The sequence below is a fragment of the Ruegeria sp. AK4 genome (assembly GCF_056541025.1).
Genome location: NZ_JBQFXS010000002.1, coordinates 292,800 through 313,234, shown reverse-complemented (window position 1 = coordinate 313,234; position 20,435 = coordinate 292,800). Strand labels below are relative to the sequence as shown.

At 60.7% G+C, this 20,435-nt stretch carries 17 protein-coding genes, 1 pseudogene and 1 riboswitch; of the genes and pseudogenes, 10 read left to right on the top strand and 8 right to left on the bottom strand.

Annotated features, from left to right (window positions below; genetic code table 11):
* Nucleotide 1: 1 nt before the first annotated feature.
* The 8 genes and pseudogenes from ACR0EZ_RS05350 to ACR0EZ_RS05315 all read right to left on the bottom strand — a co-directional run bounded on the left by ACR0EZ_RS05350 (nt 2) and on the right by ACR0EZ_RS05315 (nt 7,457).
* Entirely contained in the window at nt 2–952 is a 951-nt protein-coding gene (locus tag ACR0EZ_RS05350; protein ID WP_480611592.1) for an ABC transporter substrate-binding protein, read from the bottom strand.
* Nucleotides 949–1,740 carry an ABC transporter ATP-binding protein gene (locus ACR0EZ_RS05345; protein ID WP_480611591.1) on the bottom strand — a complete coding sequence of 264 codons (792 nt, stop codon included), beginning with the start codon at nt 1,738–1,740 and terminating at the stop codon, nt 949–951. The genes ACR0EZ_RS05350 and ACR0EZ_RS05345 overlap by 4 nt, the downstream gene beginning before the upstream one ends.
* Complete coding sequence (locus ACR0EZ_RS05340) at nt 1,737–2,093, bottom strand: DUF1636 family protein (RefSeq protein ID WP_480611590.1); 357 nt, start codon at nt 2,091–2,093, stop codon at nt 1,737–1,739. The genes ACR0EZ_RS05345 and ACR0EZ_RS05340 overlap by 4 nt, the downstream gene beginning before the upstream one ends.
* Nucleotides 2,094–2,192: 99 nt before the next feature.
* Nucleotides 2,193–2,396: riboswitch (cobalamin riboswitch) on the bottom strand.
* A 50-nt stretch (nt 2,397–2,446) separates the two neighbouring features.
* Nucleotides 2,447–3,112 (bottom strand): D-lyxose/D-mannose family sugar isomerase, encoded by a 666-nt coding sequence (locus tag ACR0EZ_RS05335; protein WP_480611589.1) that lies wholly within the window; start codon nt 3,110–3,112, stop codon nt 2,447–2,449.
* Between the two features lie 20 nt (nt 3,113–3,132).
* Complete coding sequence (locus tag ACR0EZ_RS05330; protein WP_480611808.1) at nt 3,133–4,059, bottom strand: carbohydrate kinase family protein; 927 nt, start codon at nt 4,057–4,059, stop codon at nt 3,133–3,135.
* 39 nt (nt 4,060–4,098) lie between these two features.
* On the bottom strand, nt 4,099–5,130 hold the full coding sequence (locus ACR0EZ_RS05325; protein ID WP_480611807.1) for a glucokinase: 1,032 nt from the start codon (nt 5,128–5,130) through the stop codon (nt 4,099–4,101).
* A pseudogene (locus ACR0EZ_RS05320) lies at nt 5,125–6,423 on the bottom strand (GH1 family beta-glucosidase); the annotation flags it as partial. The gene ACR0EZ_RS05325 and the pseudogene ACR0EZ_RS05320, both read right to left, overlap by 6 nt.
* A gap of 2 nt (nt 6,424–6,425) precedes the next feature.
* Nucleotides 6,426–7,457, bottom strand: a complete 1,032-nt coding sequence (locus tag ACR0EZ_RS05315) for a LacI family DNA-binding transcriptional regulator (RefSeq protein ID WP_480611588.1) — start codon at nt 7,455–7,457, stop codon at nt 6,426–6,428.
* 207 nt (nt 7,458–7,664) lie between these two features.
* On the opposite strand from ACR0EZ_RS05315, the gene ACR0EZ_RS05310 reads away from it, so the two are divergent.
* The 10 genes from ACR0EZ_RS05310 (at nt 7,665) to ACR0EZ_RS05265 (ending at nt 20,305) form a co-directional block, all read left to right on the top strand.
* On the top strand, nt 7,665–9,023 hold the full coding sequence (locus ACR0EZ_RS05310; protein ID WP_480611587.1) for an ABC transporter substrate-binding protein: 1,359 nt from the start codon (nt 7,665–7,667) through the stop codon (nt 9,021–9,023).
* 55 nt (nt 9,024–9,078) lie between these two features.
* Nucleotides 9,079–10,086, top strand: coding sequence for a carbohydrate ABC transporter permease (locus ACR0EZ_RS05305; RefSeq protein ID WP_480611586.1), 1,008 nt, complete (start codon nt 9,079–9,081; stop codon nt 10,084–10,086).
* A 4-nt stretch (nt 10,087–10,090) separates the two neighbouring features.
* Nucleotides 10,091–11,239 carry a carbohydrate ABC transporter permease gene (locus tag ACR0EZ_RS05300; RefSeq protein ID WP_480611585.1) on the top strand — a complete coding sequence of 383 codons (1,149 nt, stop codon included), beginning with the start codon at nt 10,091–10,093 and terminating at the stop codon, nt 11,237–11,239.
* A 9-nt stretch (nt 11,240–11,248) separates the two neighbouring features.
* A complete protein-coding gene (locus ACR0EZ_RS05295) occupies nt 11,249–12,904 on the top strand; it encodes an alpha-amylase family glycosyl hydrolase (protein ID WP_480611584.1) in 1,656 nt (551 codons plus the stop codon).
* A 3-nt stretch (nt 12,905–12,907) separates the two neighbouring features.
* Nucleotides 12,908–13,987: an ABC transporter ATP-binding protein gene (locus tag ACR0EZ_RS05290; protein ID WP_480611583.1), complete on the top strand. Its 1,080-nt coding sequence runs from the start codon at nt 12,908–12,910 to the stop codon at nt 13,985–13,987.
* Nucleotides 13,988–14,058: 71 nt separating this feature from the next.
* Nucleotides 14,059–14,805, top strand: coding sequence for a sugar phosphate isomerase/epimerase family protein (locus ACR0EZ_RS05285; protein WP_480611582.1), 747 nt, complete (start codon nt 14,059–14,061; stop codon nt 14,803–14,805).
* The gene (locus ACR0EZ_RS05280; protein WP_480611581.1) at nt 14,805–15,842 is read left to right on the top strand and encodes a LacI family transcriptional regulator; all 1,038 of its coding nucleotides are present in this window, start codon (nt 14,805–14,807) and stop codon (nt 15,840–15,842) included. The genes ACR0EZ_RS05285 and ACR0EZ_RS05280 overlap by 1 nt, the downstream gene beginning before the upstream one ends.
* Nucleotides 15,843–15,873: 31 nt before the next feature.
* Nucleotides 15,874–16,623: a basic amino acid ABC transporter substrate-binding protein gene (locus ACR0EZ_RS05275; protein ID WP_480611580.1), complete on the top strand. Its 750-nt coding sequence runs from the start codon at nt 15,874–15,876 to the stop codon at nt 16,621–16,623.
* A 65-nt stretch (nt 16,624–16,688) separates the two neighbouring features.
* Nucleotides 16,689–18,335, top strand: coding sequence for an amino acid ABC transporter permease (locus ACR0EZ_RS05270; RefSeq protein WP_480611579.1), 1,647 nt, complete (start codon nt 16,689–16,691; stop codon nt 18,333–18,335).
* A complete protein-coding gene (locus tag ACR0EZ_RS05265) occupies nt 18,332–20,305 on the top strand; it encodes a beta-galactosidase (protein WP_480611578.1) in 1,974 nt (657 codons plus the stop codon). Before ACR0EZ_RS05270 ends, ACR0EZ_RS05265 begins: the two co-directional genes overlap by 4 nt.
* Nucleotides 20,306–20,435: the final 130 nt, after the last annotated feature.

Below are 20,435 nucleotides of genomic sequence, written 5' to 3'. Positions count from 1 at the left end.
ATCAGTTGCTTACCGGATGCATGGCCCTTGTCATCTTCTCGATGGCGTCGATGTTGGCCGGTCCAGGGGTCAGCTCTTCGTAGCGCAACCCGATCCAGCGTTTGTTCCTGACCGCATCGGTCTGCGACATCACCGGATGTTCCTGCAGGAATTTGAACGTGTCTTCCGCCCCGTTGCCGGTCTGATAGTCCAGCAAGACCAGGAATTCCGGGTTTGCGGCGGCAACAGCCTCCCACGAGGTGCGGCCCCAGCTTGTGTCCAGATCATGGGTCACGTTCACACCGCCAGCAGCCTCGATCATCGCGTCGGGAATGGCGTATTTACCGGCGGTAAAGGGTGCATCAGCAGGCCCGTCCAGCAGGAATACACGCGGCTTGGTCACATCTGAGGTTTTGGTTTTGATCGCGGCAAGCTGCACTTTCCAGCCGGACACCAGCGCCTCGGCCCGGTCTTCGACATGCATCACCTTGCCCAGACGCAGAACATCGTCAAACAGCAGGTCCATGCTGGCTTCGGGGCGGTCCTTGTCCAGATGCACGCAGCTTTCAGTCAGGATCATGGTTTTGATGCCGAAGGGGGCCAGCGTGTCGGGCGTGACATCTCCGCCCGGTTTCATGCCGTAATACCAGCCTGCGAAGAACAGGTCGGGCTCAACCGCGACGAGGTTCTCGATCGTCGGGTATTTCGGCGCGAGCTCAGGGATATCGCCGCGCTGCGCGTCGAAATCGGTGCTGGTCTTGTACCAGCCGGTGATGCCGGTCAGGCCAACGATTTTGTCCTGCAGGCCAAGCGCAAACGCCATGTCGGTCATGTTCATGTCATGCACGACCAATCGCTCGGGCTGTGTGTCAAACACCAGCGGTTCGCCGCAGTTGTCGACCGAGACTTCCTGTGCCGCCGCGCCGCTTGCCAGACCGGTGATCAGCGCCACAGGCCAGAGTTTCTGCTTCATCCTAAATCCTTTTGAGGTGACAGTTTGCGTTTTCGGATATCGAGCGCAGGGATCACACGGCCTTCGTGCTGAAAGCACAGGTAATCCACGCCAAAGGTTTCGCGGACGCGGCCCGGTGTCAGCACCTCGCTCACCGGTCCAAATCCGGTCAGCCGCGTGGCTTTCATCAGCGCGACATGGGTCGCAAATTCCGGGATCATGACCAGATCGTGGACGATCATGACGACCGTCACGCCCAGTTCTGCCACCAGCGACAGCATGTGCCCCTTGGCGTCGGGGTCCAGATGGTTGGTCGGTTCGTCCAGAAACAGCAAAACCGGGTTTTGCGCCAGCGCCCTTGCGATATGGGCGCGCTGCCTTTCCCCGCCTGACAATCTGCCCAGCGGTTTTTCTGCCAGATGGAACAGGCCGGTGACATCCAGAACGCGGTTCAGGTCGGTTGCGTGGTCAGCGGCTGATCTGTCCGCTTTGATCGGGATCTGACCCAGTGCAACATAGTCCCGCAAGCGCAGCCGACCATCGGGGAATTCCTGTTGCCCCACCACGGCAATCGTCCGCGCCCGCTGTCTGGCAGAGAGGTTCCGCAGGCTTTGACCCTGGATGCGGACATCGCCAAGGGCCATACGTTCGGCCCCGCATAACAGTTTCAGCAGCGTGGTCTTGCCCGCGCCATTCGGTCCGGCGATGGCCAGGATCGAGCCTTCTTCAAGGCTGAACGAGGTGTCCTGCAGCAGCATATCTCCGTTCAGCGCGTAATATCCCAAACCCTCGGCCACCAGAAAACTCATGAACCGTCCTCCGACGGCAGACGCGGCATGCGCGACAGAGTTTTGGTGAGCAGGGCAGGGGGGCGCTCGGATGCGCTGGTCCAGCCATCTGCGCTATCACGATACTGGCGGGCAAAGTCGGCCAGCGCCGTCAAGTCCTTGTCGGTCTGAATGTCGCCGAACAGATACTGGGCCTTGCCTGCGGCCTGCAGGCCAACGGTCATGGGTCGTTCGCACCCGGCCATGCAGGCGATCAGGCGGGTTTTGAAACCGTCGGGAAGCTGGCGGTCCAGTGCGTCTTTTGCTGCGTCCGCCGACACAGGCCCCTGACAGGTCTCGCAGATCAGAACGTGGTGATCAGTGTCGTGCGGCATTCTTCGCTCCGAAAAATGCCAATGGCGGACACGTGGTGCCGGTATCTTGAACACGCAAGCGTGCCATCAAAGCCTCCTTCCAGGACACCCCGCCCCGGGTTGGTTGAACATATGATGGCAGGTCTCCTGACTTGCGGGTCGTCGCTCGGTCAACCTTCCCGGCCTTTTGGCCAGTGGTGATTTGACGTCGCTCTCCGCCTACAGTTGCGGGGGCAGTCACGGCTTTGGCCTGCACAGGCCGCACCGTATTCCCATTTTCGTCCCTCGGGCGCGCCGTCGGGAACCATCCCGTGCAGCTAGTCCGGGAATAGAATAGTTGTCAAGAGTCTCGGTCCAGCCGGGGCCGGCGCCTGTCAGTAATCTGCGACCAGAAGGAAATCGGGCTCGGCATCTTCTTCGATTGTCGCAAAGCGCGGGATCGGGTCTTCGAACACATTGTCGGTGCGGTCGTCATTGACGGTCGAAACCTCGCCGATCAGACAATCACCGCGTTCCGCCCAGAACGCGTGCCAGATACCCGGCATCAGCGTGACGCTTTGACCCGGCGCAAGCCGTAAAAGCTCACCGGGTTTGATCGTGACGGGGCAGCCATCGCTGGGCACGATGACAGGATTTTCCCGGTCGATCCCCCCATCTTCATCCGAGGCGTAAATCTCCATCACCAGATCGCCACCGCCCCGGTTGATGATGTCTTCGGCCTTTATGATATGGCGATGCATCGGGGACAGCTGCTTGTCGCGCGAGATCAGCAGCTTTTCCGCGTATAACATCCCGCGCCCGAGGCTGAGGTCATTGGCGTCGCCGTTGCGCAGGGTGAACAGAAACAGGCCCAGCTCATCAAATCGGCCCTGACCGTAATCGGTTATGTCCCAGCCCAGATTGCGGTCCCGTATGCCAGCCGCCTTTTCGCTGCGCATCTGGTCGAGGGACCAGTCGGCAAACGGGGGCAGCACGGCACCGAAAGAGTGAATGAACGCCTGCGCCTCGGACTTGATGCGGTTGATGTCGGATCGTTTCATGGGTTTGCCCTTATAAGGGGTTAAAGCTCGTGCGCCCAGGGCGGGTTTGCCCCGGCGCGGGATACGGTGACGGCTGCAACGGCGGCACCGGACGACAGGGCAGCGCGAAGACTGTCGGCGTTGAGCGCGCGAATACCGTCTTTGGTCAGATGTCCGGCGCGATGCAGTTCGGCCAGAACCCCGGCATTGAACGTGTCGCCAGCGCCGACCGTATCGACAACCTCGACCCGCTGAACCGGCACGGAGACCTCGGTTCCGTCCGACAGATACCCTGTGGCCCCTTCACCACCTCTGGTCACGATGACCACCGAAGGCCCCGCCTGCAGCAAAAGCGGCACTTTCTCGGTCAGGGTTTCCGGGCCGGGGACGATCCAGTCCAGATCCTCGTCCGAGACCTTGACGATATCCGCCTGCGCGATCATCCGGTTCAGCCGCGTACGATACCGGGTCTGGTCCTGAATGAACCCCGGGCGAATATTGGGGTCCAGCATGACCGCGCGCTTTGCACCATGGCGGTTCAAAAGGTCGGCATAGGCGTCGGCGCAGGGCTCGCAAGCCAGGCTGATACCACCGAAATACAGGGCCGATACGGCGGTTAACCGATCCGGCATATCCTCGGCGCGCAGCATCCGGCCTGCGGTGTTTTCATCGACGAAGGTGTACGAGGCGTGCCCGTCCTTCAATTGCACGAAAGCCAGAGTACTGGGGCGTTCGGACCGAATGACATGCGCGGTGTCCACATGGCTGTCTTTCAGCGCCTGCGCCAGTTGATCGCCGAACATGTCCGAGGACAGACCCGTCAGCATGGCCGCCGGTGCGCCCAGCCGGCCAAGGGCAATTGCCGTATTGAAGATCGCCCCGCCCGAATGCGGCACAAACCCGCTTGCGCCCGAGGTTGTGGGCTCGGCGATCATGTCGATCAGGGCTTCACCGCAGCACAGGATCATCCCGAATTCCTTCCGCAAAAATAAGTTCAGGCGGCCAGTCTACCGCGCGAGCGCATTTTTGCAGAAATTGTTAGCGCCAACAATGCCAAATTCGGCCTGTTCCGACACATACAGGTTCATCGAGCGGCGCAAATCGCTGAACCGCCCGCCCGCGTTGAAAGCCGCCCGGAACGTATCGCCGAAAAGCCAGCGGTTCTTTTCGGCCACACCGCCGACCAGAAACACCCCTCCGGTCGGCATCAGCGTCATCGCCATGTCGCCCATCAAAGCCCCCAGATGCGATGTGAACATCTGTGCCGCTTTGGCGGCGATGGGGTCAGAGCCATCGCGGGCATCCTGCAGAATGTCCTTGGCTGTCCGCACCGGCGTGTCGGTTTGGCCACTTGCTATGCCAACGGCCTGATAGAGGACCGGCAGGCCCGTGCCGCTCAGGAACATTTCAGCCTCAAGCATCAGGCTGTCGTCAAAGAAACTCTCGGGCGAGATGCGGCGGGCGGCGTCGAACACATCCACCTCATCCCGATGGCGCGGAGACAGGCCCACATGGCCGCCTTCGCCCGAGGCAGTGTGATAATGACCTTCCGAATACAGCAGCGCGCCAACGCCCAGCCCCGTGCCGGGCCCCACGACAAGGCGGGTTCCTGTTGGCGGCGTGTCGTGCCCTTGCAGAACCGCCACATCGGCGCGTGTCACCTCGGCCACGGACCAGGCAGCGGCGGTGAAATCATTGATGACAAACGTATTCTTCGCGCCTGTGGCCTGCGCAAGCTCGACCTCGGACAGGTCAAGATGGGCGTTGGTCAGGCGGATCACGCCGTCCCGCACCGGCCCGGCCCCGGCGGCCACAACCGCCTGAGGGTCGGTTCCGATGTCGTCGCGCAGGCTGTGAAACGCCTCGAGCAGATCAGGCAGAGACCCGGTCGGATGCTTACGCAGATCGACCAACTCTCCGTTGGAAACCACGCCAAGGCGGGTGTTCGTGCCACCGACATCCGCAACAAGATTCCAGTGCTCATGCACCGCACCTGCCGGTTGCGCCAGCGGTAGGGAAACCTTACTGGCACCCAGCATCGATTTCACGGCATGGAACGAGGCTTTGGGGGTCCGCTCAAGCGTTTCGAAATCCACATCCACCAGACCAAAGCGTTTCTCGTAGCCAAAGGCCCATTCGTAATTGTCCAGCAGCGACCAGATGAAATAGCCATTAACGGGAACGCCTTGATTCAGTGCGTCCTGTACCGCAGCCAGATGGCTGTTCAGATAGTCGATCCGGTCATCATCCTGCCCCCTCTCGGGGCTGGCCATGCCGTTCTCGGTCACCAAGAGGGGCAGGTCCCCGGTGTATTCCCGACACGTCCGCGTCAGGAAACGGGTCAGGGCGGCGGGGTCGATTTCCCATCCCATCTGGGTTTTGGGCAGCGTGCCCGGAACCTCGGTCAGACCGGGCCATGCGGTATCCGCCGGGGCGATCAGCTTGCGGGTATAGTAGTTCAGCCCGCACCAGTCGACCGGCGTTCCAATGGTGTCGAAATCATCCTGCCAACCGGAGGGCAGATGAGGCTCCAGCCCTTTCAACACATTGTCGGGATAGGCTTTTTTGAACACGCCGCCCAGAAAGAACCGATTGTAAATTCCGTCATACAGGTCTGCGGCCTGCCGTGCCTCGGGGCTGTCATCGGCGGGTTCGGCCCATTCCAGATTGAACACGCCGCCCAGATTGGACATGCCCAACCCGCGCATCGCCTGAATGGCGCGGCCATGGGCCAGCAGAACGTGATGCATCGCGCGGGCCGCGGCGCGGATATCGCGCAGACCCGGCGCGTGGTGGCCTTCGAAATGGCTGAGCCAGCTTACGCACCAGGGTTCGTTGATCGGCGCGACAGAATACATCCGGTCGCCGATGCGGCCCATGATCACCTCGGCAAAGTCGGCAAACCATCCGGCGATATCCCGGTTCCGCCAACCGCCCAGATCGGCCAGTGCCGAAGGCAGCTCCCAATGATACAGCGTCGCGCAGGGGCGAATGCCGCGTTCCAGCAGCGCGTCGGCCAAACGGTCGTAATAGTCCAGACCGGCTTGGTTGACCTGACCGCGCCCCTCGGGCAGCACGCGGGCCCAGCTGGTCGAAAACCGGTAGCAATCGAACCCGGCCTCGCGCACCAGATCGAAATCCTGTTCGAACCGGTTTAGATGATCGCAGGCCAGATCGCCGTTTTCTTCCCGAACCACGTTGCCCGGTGAGGCCGCGAATGTATCCCAATGGGTCTGACCCGCACCGCCCTGCGCGTGGCCTTCGATCTGATAGGCCGAGGTCGCCACGCCAAAGAGGAAATCCTTGGGAAAATCGCTGCGGGCATATTTCATGTTCAGAACCTGTTAGGGGCGGGGCCGGTTGACCGGCCAACTACCAGTTCCGCCTCGAGCAATCTAGTTTTGATCGGATCGCCCGGCGATTTGATCCGTTCGATCAGCATGTCCGCCGCAAACTCACCGGCCCGCCGGACCGATGAGCGCGTGGCGGTAAATATCGGTATATCCTGACCGTTTTTCAGGTAGGACAGGTCATCGTCATGGGCGATGACCGACACATCGCGCCCCATCTGAAGCCCGGCTTCGTCCAGCGCGCGGCGCACCCCGATGGCCGAGATCATCGATGCGCACAATATGGCCGTTGGCGGGTTGGCCAGCCGCAGCATGTCGCGGGTTTCGTGATGGCCATAGACCTCGGTCATTTCGGCGCTGCGCATCAGGTCCGGGTCGGGCTCCACGCCGCTTTGCTGCAACGCCTCAAGGTACCCCTCGCGCCGCCGTTGCGCGAAATCCATATCCTCGATCCCGTTAATCAGCGCGATGCGGCGATGGCCGAGATCGATCAGAAACTGGGTTGCCCGCAGGAACGAGCTTTTGTTGTTCACGTCGACCCAGTCATAGGGGACGGTGATGCCGGTCGACCGTCCATGCACGATGAACGGAACGGACATGCGGTTCAGAACCTCGATCCGGTGTTCGTTCACCTTGGGCCCCTGCAGCACGACGCCATCCACGGCACCGCGTTGAAACAGGCTGCGATACGCCTCTTCAATCGAGGTGTCATCGGCGCTGGTGAACATCATGTCGTAGCCATGTTCCGCGTATTTGCGCGCGGCACCGGCCACGAAATCCCCGAAAATCGGGTTCACCATTTCATGCTGGGATGAGCTGGGAATCACATGCCCGATCACCATGGATTTCCCTGTCGCCAGCCCCTTGGCGCGGCTGTTCGGGCGATAGCCATGTTTGGCGGCTGCGGCCTGAACGCGAACCCGCGTATCCTCGCTCACCTCGGGATAGCCGTTCAGCGCGCGGCTGACGGTTGTCTGCGACAAGCCAAGGATTTCCGAGAGTTGCTTCAGGTTCATTTCGATCTCAAAGCGCCTTCAAACGAGTGCTCTTTTCTGTATTGTGGCCAATTTCCCATTCCGTCAACCCGTTTTGCCAAGAATGTTAATATTATGGCTAAGTGGAAACAGAATGTTGACAGAGCGTGAATGTTAGCGGATAACACCAATCATCCAAAGCGCTTTGGAAAAATCCAGATGCGCATGATATCGTCGGGAGGACTATTCATGAAACACGCGCTTTATGCAGGTGCGGCGACGCTCGCCCTGATGGCAGGGGCGGCACAGGCGCAGGGTGAATTGATCCACCCCGCGGGTGAGGGAAGCTTTGACTGGGACGGCTATCAGGCCTTTGCCGATGCGACCGACCTGTCCGGCGAAAGCCTGACAATCTTCGGCCCGTGGCTGGCGGGTGAGGGGAAATCGTTCGAAAATCTGGTCGCCTATTTCGACGCGGCGACGGGGGCGAATTCCAGTTATGTGGGATCGGACTCGCTGGAACAGCAGATCCTGATCGACGCCGCTGCCGGGTCCGCACCGAACCTCACGGTCTTCCCGCAGCCGGGGCTGGCCGCGAATATGGCCAAGAACGGCTATCTGACGCCGCTGCCGGAAGGGTCGGCGGATTGGATCAAGGAAAACTTCGCCGCCGGTCAGTCCTGGGTCGATCTGGGGACATTTGAGAACGCCGAAGGCGCAGACGGCTTCTACGGCTTTTTCTTCAACGTGAACGTCAAATCTCTGGTCTGGTACATCCCCGAAAACTTCGAGGATTTCGGCTATGAGGTCCCCGAGACGATGGAAGACTTCAAGGCGCTGATGGACCAGATGGTCGAAGACGGCGAGACGCCGCTTTGCGTCGGTCTGGCGTCTGGCGGGGCGACCGGCTGGCCTGCGACCGACTGGGTCGAAGACCTGATGCTGCGCACCCAGCCGCCCGAGGTTTATGACGACTGGGTGTCGAATGACATGAAGTTCGACGACCCGCGCGTCATCGCCGCGATCGAGGAATATGGCAGCTTTACCCGCAATGACGACTACGTTGTCGGCGGCGCGGACGACACCGCGGCCATCGACTTCCGCGACAGCCCCAAAGGCCTGTTCGACAGCCCGCCGGCCTGCATGATGCACCGTCAGGCGTCGTTCATTCCGGCCTATTTCCCGGAAGGGACTGAGTTGGGCGTGGATGCGGATTTCTTCTACTTCCCGGCCTATGCCGAAAAGGACCTGGGCACCCCGGTTCTGGGCGCCGGAACGCTGTTCACGATCACCAACGCCAGCCCGGCGGCCGAGGCATTCATGGAATTCCTCAAGACCCCCTTCGCGCATGAGATCATGATGTCGCAGGACGGGTTCCTGACCCCGCACCTTGGCGCAAACCCCGAGAATTACTCGAACGACACCCAGCGCGGACAGGGTGAGATTCTGACCAATGCCACAACCTTCCGCTTTGACGGTTCGGACCTGATGCCCGGCGCGGTCGGGGCAGGGACGTTCTGGACCGGCATGGTCGACTATTCCTCGGGCGCGAAGGACGCGGCGACTGTTGCCAGCGAAATCCAGTCTTCGTGGGACGCAGCAAAGTAACCAAAGGTTTGGGGCGGTCTTCACGCCGTCCCGCCTTTCAACGGACGAGGGCGTCATGACTCCGGCACTTCAGGGCCTGCTGACCATCGCCATCGGCGTGTCGGGCTGCGTAGGCTATTTCTACCTCTCGAACCAGTTTCTGGACAAAGTCCTGTTCCCGCCGCGCGGGCCAAATGCGGGCCGCAATATCAATCGGGCGAACATGATCCGGCCCTGGCTGTTTCTGTTCCCGGCGCTTGCCGCGCTTGGCCTGTATCTGGCCTATCCGGTTGTTGAAACGTTGCGCTTGTCACTCACGGAACGTGTGCCCGGCGGCGGGTACAGATGGGTCGGTCTGGACAATTACACCCAGATGGCGGCTGAGCCGAAGTTCTGGGAAGCCATGCGCAACAACATGTTCTGGCTGATCGTTGTGCCTGCCATGTCCACGGCCTTTGGCCTGTTGGTAGCGCAGCTGACCGACCGCATCCGCTGGGGCAACTTTGCCAAATCGCTGATCTTCATGCCGATGGCGATCTCATTCGTGGGCGCCTCGGTGATTTGGAAACTGGTCTACGACGCCCGTCCGGCGGAGCAGGATCAGATCGGCATTCTGAACGCGCTCTATATCTTCTTTGGCGGGACCGAGCCGCAAACATGGCTGACGGTTCCGTTCTGGAACAGTTTCTTCCTGATGATCGTGCTGATCTGGATTCAAACCGGTTTTGCCATGGTCATCCTGTCCGCCGCGTTGCGCGGCATCCCCGAAGAAACCATCGAGGCCGCCATTCTGGACGGCGCAAACCCGTTCCAGATTTTCTTCCGCATCAAGGTGCCGCAGATCAAAACTACGATTTTGGTCGTCTGGACCACCATCACCATCACCGTGCTCAAGGTTTTCGACATCGTGTTCGCCATGACCAACGGCCAGTGGGAGACGCAGGTGCTGGCCAATTACATGTACGACAAACTGTTCCGCGCCAATGACTGGGGCGTCGGGTCCGCCTCGGCCATGGTGATCATGCTGCTGGTGGCTCCGATCCTGGTCTGGAACGTGCGCAATGCGCGCAAGGAAATGGAGTAGGGCGATGAACGATATTGCAGGAACCAAACCGGCGCTGCGCTGGGTCGTCCATGCCTCGGTCGTTTTTCTGGTCGTCTTGTGGATCATTCCGACGCTTGGCCTGTTGATCTCGTCCTTCCGCACGGCCGATCAGATTTCCGGCAGCGGCTGGTGGCGTTCTCTTTTCCCGTCCGAGCAGAACCTGACCCTGCGCAGCGCAGCGCCCGAGACGCAGGTGCTGGAAAACGGCGTTTACGTGATCGAAGGGCAGTTGTTCGATGGGGACCAGCAGGCCGTTATCTCGCGCTGGGGCATCAGTTCGCGCGACGTTGACGCCTATGCGCCCGGCGATATCGCCGAGCTGCGCCGGGGTGGCACCATCACCGTGGATGCCGAGGGCAACTACCGGATGGAAAACACCGAAGAGTTCACCGGCAATCGCGGCGCGCGTATCTTTGTGACCGCCGAACTGCCGCCCGAATTCACCACTGAGAACTACCAGAAAGTCCTGCTGGATCAGAGCAGTACCGACAGTATGGGCAAGGCCTTTTTCAACACGCTGACCGTGACGATTCCGGCGACGATCATTCCGATCCTCGTTGCAGCTTTCGCGGCTTATGCGTTGGCGTGGATGGACTTTCCCGGTCGTGCGCTTTTGATTGCTGCGGTGGTCGGCTTGCTGGTGGTGCCGTTGCAGCTGGCGCTGATCCCGCTGTTGAAGTTCCACCTGAATATCGGGATCGGCAAAGGCTATCTGGGGGTCTGGCTGGCCCATACCGGGTTCGGGATGCCGTTGGCGATTTACCTGTTGCGCAACTACATGGCCGGATTGCCCCGCGACCTGATCGAGAACGCGCGGGTCGATGGCGCGACCGAGTTCCAGATTTTCACCAAACTGATCCTGCCGCTCAGTTTTCCGGCACTGGCATCCTTTGCGATCTTCCAGTTCCTCTGGACATGGAATGACCTGCTGGTCGCCAAGGTGTTCCTGATCGATGCCACGGGTCAGACCACGGTCATGACCAACCGCATCGTCGAACTGCTGGGCACGCGTGGGGGTAACTGGGAAATCCTTGCCACAGCGGCCTTTGTATCGATTGCCGTGCCGCTGGTCGTTTTCTTCGCAATGCAAAAATACCTGGTCCGCGGCCTGCTGGCCGGGTCCGTTAAATAGAGGCGTCTGATGAACGTGCAGAACACCGTAGAGCTTTCCCGTGTAACCAAAGCAGCGTCCGACTGGTGGCGCGGCGGGGTGATCTATCAGATTTACCCGCGCAGCTTTCAGGACAGCAATGGCGACGGGATCGGGGACTTGAAAGGCATCACCCAGCGGCTGGGCTATATCGCGTCGCTGGGCGTCGATGCGATCTGGATTTCGCCGTTCTTCAAATCTCCGATGAAGGATTTCGGCTACGATGTCAGCGATTACCGCGACGTCGATCCGATGTTCGGGTCTTTAAGTGACTTTCAGGAATTGCTGGATCAGGCGCATGCGCTGGGGCTGAAAGTGATGATCGACCTCGTGCTGTCGCACACATCGGACCAGCATCCGTGGTTCGGCGAAAGCCGTGCCAGCCGGGACAATGCGAAATCCGACTGGTATGTCTGGGCCGATCCGAAGCCGGATGGCACGCCGCCGAATAACTGGTTGTCAATCTTTGGCGGCCCGGCCTGGCAGTGGGATTCGCGCCGCCAGCAATATTATCTGCACAACTTCTTGACCTCGCAACCGGATCTGAATTTCCATTGCGTTGAGGTGCAAGACGCGCTGCTGGACGTGGCGCGGTTCTGGCTTGAGATGGGCGTCGATGGTTTCCGGCTGGACACGATCAACTTCTATTTCCACGACAAGCAGTTGCGCGACAATCCGGCACTGCCGCTGGACCAGCGCAACGCCTCGATCGCGCCGCAGGTCAACCCGTATAACCATCAGGATCACCTGTATTCGAAAAGCCAGCCCGAAAACCTTGCCTTCCTTGAACGGCTGCGTGCCCTTACCGATGAATATGAAGGCCGCGCCTGTCTGGGTGAGATCGGCGATGCCCAACGCGGGCTTGAGATCATGGGCGAGTACACAACCGGCGATAAGCGGATGCATATGTGCTATGCCTTCGAGTTCCTGGAAAAGCGCGCGCTGACAGCCTCTTACACCAAGCATGTGTTCGATGAACTTGAGGCCAAGGCCGGTGACGCCTGGCCCTGCTGGGCGTTCTCCAACCATGACGTGCAACGCCACGCCTCGCGCTGGAATCTGGATGAGGCCGCCATTCGTCAGCATGCGGTCCTGATGATGTGTCTGCGCGGCTCGGCCTGCCTGTATCAGGGCGAGGAGTTGGGCCTGCCCGAGGCCGACGTGCCGTTTGAGCAGTTGCAGGACCCCTATGGCATTGAGTTCTGGCCCGAATACAAAGGCCGCGATGGGTGCCGGACCCCGATGGTCTGGGCGGCGCAGGATGAGCAGTCCGGGTTCAGCACCGGCTCTCCATGGCTGCCGGTCAGCGCCCCGCAAGCGGAACGCGCCGTCGACCGGATGGAGCATGACCCCCAATCGATGCTGCATTTCTATCGCCGGGCCATAGCGCTGCGCCACGCACACCCTGCATTGGCATCCGGCGCGCAATCAGAGATGACGCAATCCGGACCTGTGCTGACATTCCTGCGCACAGATGCGGCTGAGCAGGTTTTCTGCGCCTTCAACCTGGGTTCTGAGCCAAGCGAGGTCACTCTGCCAACCGGTGACTGGCGTGTCATCGGTCAGGAATTGGGCGGAATCGAAGGTCAGGGCAAAGTCACGCTGAACGCAGCTCAGTTCTGCCTGTTGATCAGGGACGAGGGGTAAGCCATGTCGGAACTCAAACTCACGGATGTGGCCAAATCTTACGGGCCGGTTGATGTCCTGAAGCATATTGATCTGGACATCGAACAGGGCGAACTGATCGTCTTTGTCGGCCCCTCGGGCTGCGGGAAATCCACTTTGCTGCGGATGATCGCGGGGCTTGAGAAGATCACCGGTGGCACGCTTGAGATCGAAGGGCAGGTCATGAATGACGTGCCGCCCGCCCAACGCGGTATCGCGATGGTGTTCCAGTCCTACGCTCTGTATCCGCACATGACCGTGCGCGAGAATATGGCCTTTGCACTGAAAATCGCCAAACTGCCCGCGGCCGAGATTGACGCCGCAGTTGACCGCGCCGCCCGTATCCTGCAGCTTGATCCGTTCCTTGACCGCTTGCCCAAAGCCCTGTCCGGCGGGCAGCGCCAGCGCGTCGCCATCGGGCGGGCGATCGTGCGGGACCCCAAGGTCTATCTGTTTGACGAACCGCTCTCGAACCTCGATGCCGCGCTGCGCGTTGCCACCCGGATCGAGATCGCGCGGCTGAAAGAGGCGATGCCCGACAGCACGATGATCTACGTGACCCACGATCAGGTCGAGGCGATGACGCTCGCCAGCCGGATCGTGGTTCTGGCCAACAAGGGCATTGCTCAGGTCGGAACGCCGCTGGAGTTGTACGAGACGCCCGACAATGAATTTGTCGCGCAGTTCATCGGATCGCCAGCCATGAACCTGTTGCCCGGCAAGATCACCGGTACAGGGGCGACGACGACTGTGGCGCTGGATGCCGGTGGGGTCGCCGTTTCGGCAATTCCGACGAACGCGGCGGATGAGGGCAAACAGGTCAATATCGGTGTCCGGCCCGAAGACTTTGTCATGACCGACAGCAACCCAATTCTGACGGGCGAGGTGGATTTCACCGAAGCTCTGGGAGAAGTCACTTTGCTGTATTTCGCTAACACGGGCGGCGCGGATCAGGTCATCGCAAAACTGCCGGGTGTGCAGCGGAACCTGCGGGGGCAGAGTGTTTCGGTCACGGCCAGCCCCGAGAAAGTGCACCTGTTCCATAACGGAATGTCCATGCGCTAGCGCCGTTTCGCGGCGCTTGACAACGCGGGTTTGCCTGTTTCACCATAATTGAAACGTTTCAATGGTGGGAAATGCGGGTTTCGGCGCAGCTATATACGGTCCGGCATTGCGGTGATCTGAGCGATCAGCTGCAGCTTGCGGCGGCGTGCGGCTTTACCGATGTCGAAACGACTGGCCTGCACCATTTGTCGCCGGGCGAAATGGCAAGCCTTGTCCGGCAATCCGACCTGCGTGTGCGATCCGCCCACTTCGACTGGGAAGAGTTCGACGACCGGTTTCCCGAGATTTTGGAAGTTTTGCACCTTCTGGAATGCCCAGTGGCCGTCATGCCTTGGCTGGCGCCCGAGGCGCGGCCCGGCACTGCAAAGGGATGGATAGCAGTGTCGGGCCAGTTATCCGAGTGGGCGGAACGCCTGTCCCGGCAGGGTGTGAAACTGGCCTATCACAACCACGATTTCGATGTGATCGGAGACGCCGGAGAAACGCCGCTGGATCTGATCCTGTCGCAGCCCGAAATCTACTGGCAACCTGACATTGGCTGGCTGGTGGCCGCCGGGCTGGACCCTGCGCACCTTATCCGACACCATAGCGACCGTATCCTGTCGATCCACGCCAAGGATGTGAATCCGGCAGAACAGGGTGACGCACGTTGGTGCGATCTAGGGGATGGGGTCGTGGACTGGCCCGCCGTTCTCCGATCGCTTCGCGCCACCCGTTGCACCGACCTGTTTGTCGAACATGATGACTCGCCAGACCCCAAGCGCACGCTGGAAAAGGGGCGGCAGTTCCTGATGGAACAGTTGGAACGGGTCGCGTGATGGCGCGGCCCACGATCAAATCGATTGCCAAGCTGACGGGCTATTCCGTCGGCACGGTTTCGAACGCCTTGCGCGGCTCGGAAACGGTCAAAGCCGAGACACGCGACGACATACAAAAGGTTGCCTCCCGTCTTGGCTATCGCGTCAACCTCGACGGGCTCAAACTGCGCACCAACAAATCCTACCGGATTGCGGTGCTGGTCGGTGTCTCAGCAGACGCATCCGAGGAGTGGGAGGGGGTGGAGTTCACCCAAATCCTGGCCGGGATTGCCGCCGCCCTGCAGGGCTCACGGTATGATCTGAGCGTTTTCAGCGTTGCCAGCCTTCCAGACTCGATGGAGACCCTGCGCGGTATCGTGCAAGAAGGGCTGGCCGATGGCGTCATATTCTCGGGCACGCGGCACAACGACCCTCGTATTACTTACCTGCAGGCGCAGGATTTTCCCTTTGTCACTTATGGCATGAGCGACAGCGACATTCCCCACGCGTTCGTCGATTTCGACAGCCAGACCGCAGCGCATGAGGCCACCGCCCGGCTGCTGCGGCTTGGGCACAAACGGATTGCTCTGGTCAATCCACCGGCAGAATTGGTTTACGCCACGCAACGGCAGCAGGGATATTCCGACGCGCTTGCCGCCAGCAAAATCCCTTTTGACCCCGCGCTGGTCTTCAACGGCGCGACCACGGCGCAAAGCGGGGCGCGGGCCTTCGGCGCTCTGATACTTCTGCCCAACAGTCCCACCGCAATCATCTGCGCCAATGAGGCGATGACGCTGGGCACCCTTTCGGCTGCAGCACAATCCGGCATTCAGGTCGGGCGCGATGTGGTCGTGATCTCGACCGATGATCTGCGGCTCAGCCAGTATTTTGTCCCGCCTCCCAGCACCTATTATGTTCCGATTGGCGAAACCAGTCGCCTGCTGGGGGAATTCATGCTGAAATCTCTGGACGGGGCCGACCCGACCGAGACCCAGAAAAAGATCAGGGCCACCTTCATCGAGCGGCAACCTGACAAACCCGCGCCGGCACCGGCGTGAACCAACTGACCCAACACAGGAGTAACAGGACATGTTCAAGAAACTGCTAGCCGCCGCAACCCTGGCCGCGATCACGGCCCCGGCTGCCTTTGCCGCCGATCTGGAAGGGCGTGTGCTCAAGATCGGAACGGATGCCACCTATCCACCGATGGAAACGGTCGATGAGACGACGGGCGAGATTGTCGGCTTTGATGTCGATGTGATGAATGCGATCTGCGCCAAGGTCAATTGCGTCCCCAACTTCGTCAACACCGCATGGGACGGTATCTTTGCCGCGCTGCAACAGGGCGAGTTCGACCTTGTGATCTCGGGCGTGTCGATCACGCCGGAACGGGAAGAGACGATGGATTTCTCCGAGCCCTACATCGTCGTCAGTCAGGCCGTCCTGCTGCAGGTCGACAATGCCGATATGACCCTGGACGACTTCAAGGCTGGCGGTCAGAAACTGGCGGCCCAGACCGGCACCACCAATGCACAACTGGCCGAAGAACTGGTTGGGCGCGAGAATGTCAGCCTGTATGACAACTTTTCGGCGGCAATTCTGGCGCTGCAGAACGCGGATGTGCAGGGTGTGATCATCGATGGCACCTCGGCCGCGGCCTATGAACAGGAATTTGCGGGCGAACTGACCGTTGGCATCACCGGCCTGCAATCCGACCCGCTGGGCATTGTGTTCCAGGAGGGCGACGCAACCGTTGACGCCATCAATGAAGGGCTGGCCGCGATCAAGGAAGACGGCACGCTGGATGCGCTGGTCGGCAAATACTGGGGCGCTGACTGAGCCTCTGAAACCTTCTCTGGCCCGGCGGTTCCTGCCGCCGGAGCCACAGCCCAGCGGAGAACCCCATGTCTCGCCTACGTTCGATCCGCCCGAGCAACCTTGTGTTGCTCGCAGCCGCCCCGTTCATCATCTACCTGTTCGCCACCTCGTCGAAATACCTCAGGTCGCTGGTGGCCATTCTGGGGATCGGAAACAACGCAGGACCGATCTTTGTGGGGTTCCTGCTGGTCCTGATCGTCGCTGTTCTTGGATATCTCTGCGCCCGGCACGCCCGGTTTGCCGCGCAGGCCCCGGTCTGGCTGCGCCTTTCGGCGCTGGCCGCGCTTCCGGCGGCGGTTGGGCTGGCCGTTCTGGGGTTCCTCGCACCGCACGTGTTGATGCCATTCGCCGAGTCGGTCTTCTTTCACGCCCTCAGCGAAAACACCTCGGCCCTGATCGATCGATCCAGCCAGACCTGGGTGTTGTTCCCCGAGGTCGTGGCGCAGGTTCAGCTGGGGCTTCAGGTTCTGCTGGTTTTTTACGCCGCTCTGGTCGGTCTGTCTTTGCTTTCCGGGCGGCTGCCCGCGAAACCGGGCAACTATGCGCGATTGGGATTTGAAATCCTGACCGGAGCGGCTCTGTTCTACCTGCTGTTCATGGCGCATTGGCAATTCGCCACGGGCGTCGCGATCACTTTCCGGGCGGCGATCTTCGCTTACATCTTTGCAGCCATCCTCGGGCTGATCTGGGTGGGTCTGCAATCCTTCAAGCAGAAAGCCCGGACAACTGTAGTCTATGGGTCGATCAGCCTGGCCTTGTTGGCGGTTTCCACGTTCTTCTTCATGCAGCCGCAAGTGAACTATGTTCTCGTCGGCAGCACGGATGCCCGTATTGCCATCGTGCGCGGCACGCCGCAGGCACAGGCGGATATCATCAGGTTTGGCGAATTCGAAGGCGGGGAAGACCGGCAATACCGCATCCGCAGCGCCACGGATGCAGCCAGCGCGCTGGAACAGATTGAAACGGTCGACAGTGTCTCGGGCGCGTTTGTCCCGGTCGAGGCGCACACGCAGGGCTATCCCGTTCTCTGGCAGACCAGCTTTCTGCCCGACAAGTACCGCAATCCGGCGCTTGCCTTCGCGGTCTTTGGCTTCCTGCTGCTGACCCTGACCATCGGCGGGGCCCAGCACAAGCTACACCCGCTCGCCGTTGGGGCCGAATTCTTCGTGGACACGATCCGGGGTATCCCGATGCTGGTCATCATCCTGTATATCGGCCTGCCGCTGGCCGGGGCGGTCAAGGATGCCACCGGCGGAGGCATCGACATGACGAACATGACCCGCGGGATCATCGCAATATCGGTGGGGTATTCCGCCTATATGGCCGAGATTTTCCGATCCGGCATCGAAGCCATCCCCAAGGGGCAGCTCGAGGCCGGAAGCTCGCTGGGTCTGTCGCGCTGGCAGACCGCGCGGCTGATCGTGTTGCCGCAGGCGTTGCGCATCGTGACGCCGCCGCTGGGCAATGAGTTCATCGCGATGATCAAGGATACATCGCTGCTGTCGATCCTGTCGGTGCGCGACATGACCCAGCGGATGCGCGAATTTCAGGCCGCCAGCTTCCTGCCCTTTGCGCCGTTCAACACGGCGGCGATCCTGTATGTCGTCATCACCCTTGGCTGCGCCAGTTTCCTGAAGTGGATCGAACGCCGCACCGCAAAGGACCACCGATGAGCAGGCTGGAACTGGGCGTCTGCTACTATCCAGAACAATGGGACCCCTCTCAATGGCGCGAGGATGCTTCGCGGATGGTCGGGATGGGGCTGGACTGGGTGCGCATCGCCGAATTCACCTGGGGGCTGATCGAACCTGAACGCGGAACATTTCGGTGGGACTGGCTTGACGAGGTGATCGACATATTAGGGCAGGCCGGGCTGCGCATCATGATGTCGACGCCCACAGCCTCACCACCCAAATGGCTGATCGACGAGTACCCGGACATTCTACCGGTTGGTCCCGACGGGCGGGTGCGCGGCTTCGGGTCTCGCAGGCACTACTGCTTTTCCAGCGAGACCTATCTGGCCGAGGCCCGCCGGATTGCCACCGAATACGCCCGCCGCTATGGCCGGAACCCGCATGTGCACGCGTGGCAAATCGACAATGAATATAACGACCACGACACCGCCCTCAGTTACTCCGAGGCGGCCCGGCAAGGGTTCCGGCGCTGGCTTGCGGATCGGTACGGATCGATCGAAGACCTGAACCAGACATGGGGCACCACGTTCTGGGGCGCGGTCTATTCCGGCTTTGATCAGATCGAACTGCCTAACGGGCTGGTTGCCTCTCCGAACCCGACCCATGCGCTTGATTTCATGCGCTATTCCTCAGACCGGGTGCGGCTGTTCAACCGGGCGCAGGTGGATATCCTGCGCGAACACGCCCCGGGCCGCGACATCACCCATAACTTCATGGCCGGAAGTTTCGAGTTCGATCACCATGCGGTTGCAGCCGATCTGGATAACGCCGGGTTTGACAGCTACCCGCTGGGCAATTTGCTGGGCTCGGCGCTGTCTGATGCCGAAAAACGCCGCTACCTGCGCACTGGCGCGCCGGATTATCAGGGGTTCCACTGTGACCTCTACCGTTCGCTGGGGAAAGGCCGGATGTGGGTTCTGGAACAACAGCCGGGGCCGGTGGACTGGGCCGACAAGAACCCTTCACCCGCCGACGGCATGGTGCGCCTGTGGACCTGGACCGCCTATGCGCATGGCGCACAGGCGGTGATGTTCTTCCGCTGGCGGCAGGCGAAATGCGCGCAGGAACAGTATCATACGGCCTTGTTCAGATCGGATGACAGCCGGGATCAGGCGGCAGAGGAACTGGCGCAGATCGTGAAAGACCGAAGCGTTTTGCCACCCGTAACCCGGGGGCGGGCCAAAGTGGCTATGCTGGTCGATTACGCGTCCATTTGGGCCGCCGACATCCTGCCGCATGACGACGAATTCCCGAATGCGCAAATTCTGCGGGAGTGGTATACGGCCTTTTCGCAAAGCGGCGTTGATCTGGATTTCATCGGCCCCGATGACGATCTGAGCGGGTATACTCTGATCGCGCTGCCGCAAAGCATGATCGTGACGGACGCGCTTGCAGCACAGCTGCGCGACAGCAAAGCCAAATTGCTGGTCGGAGCGCGATCCGGCAGCAAAACGCTGCAAATGCACACTCCGGCCAATCTGGCACCGGGGCCGTTGGCCGACCTGACAGGCGTTCGTGTCTTGCGCGTGGAATCCCTGCCTGATTTGGCGCAGGAGACCGTGCGTTTGTCCGGCGGGGCACAATTGGACTTCACGGGCTGGCGAGAGATTCTGGAGACCGACAGGGACGTCATTGGCCACTTCGTCAGCCCATATCGCAACGGCAGTCCGGCGGTGGTCCGGTCCGAGCGGGCGACTTATCTGGCGATGGTGCCGCGTGGTGCGTTGCTGTCTGAAATCGTTCAGGATGTGCTGGACTGGTGCGGCCTTGATTGGGCGGATTACGGACCCGACCTGCGGATAACCCGGCGGGGCGGTCTGCGATTTGCGTTCAATTTCGGCGATACGGTGATTTCGTTGCCCAAGGGGCACAGGAAACTGCTTGTTGGCGAAGATCCGATTCCACCACATGGCCTTGCTATCTGGCACGCGGAAGAGCCGTCCGGCTAAACCAGTGTTGCAGGGCCTCTGGCAATCTGGACTTATGAATTTCGCGAACTGTCACTTTTTGGCTGACCAACGCGCACAGAAAGTCCTATCAATAGAAAATAACAAAAAGAATCAGTCCAATATCGGGAGG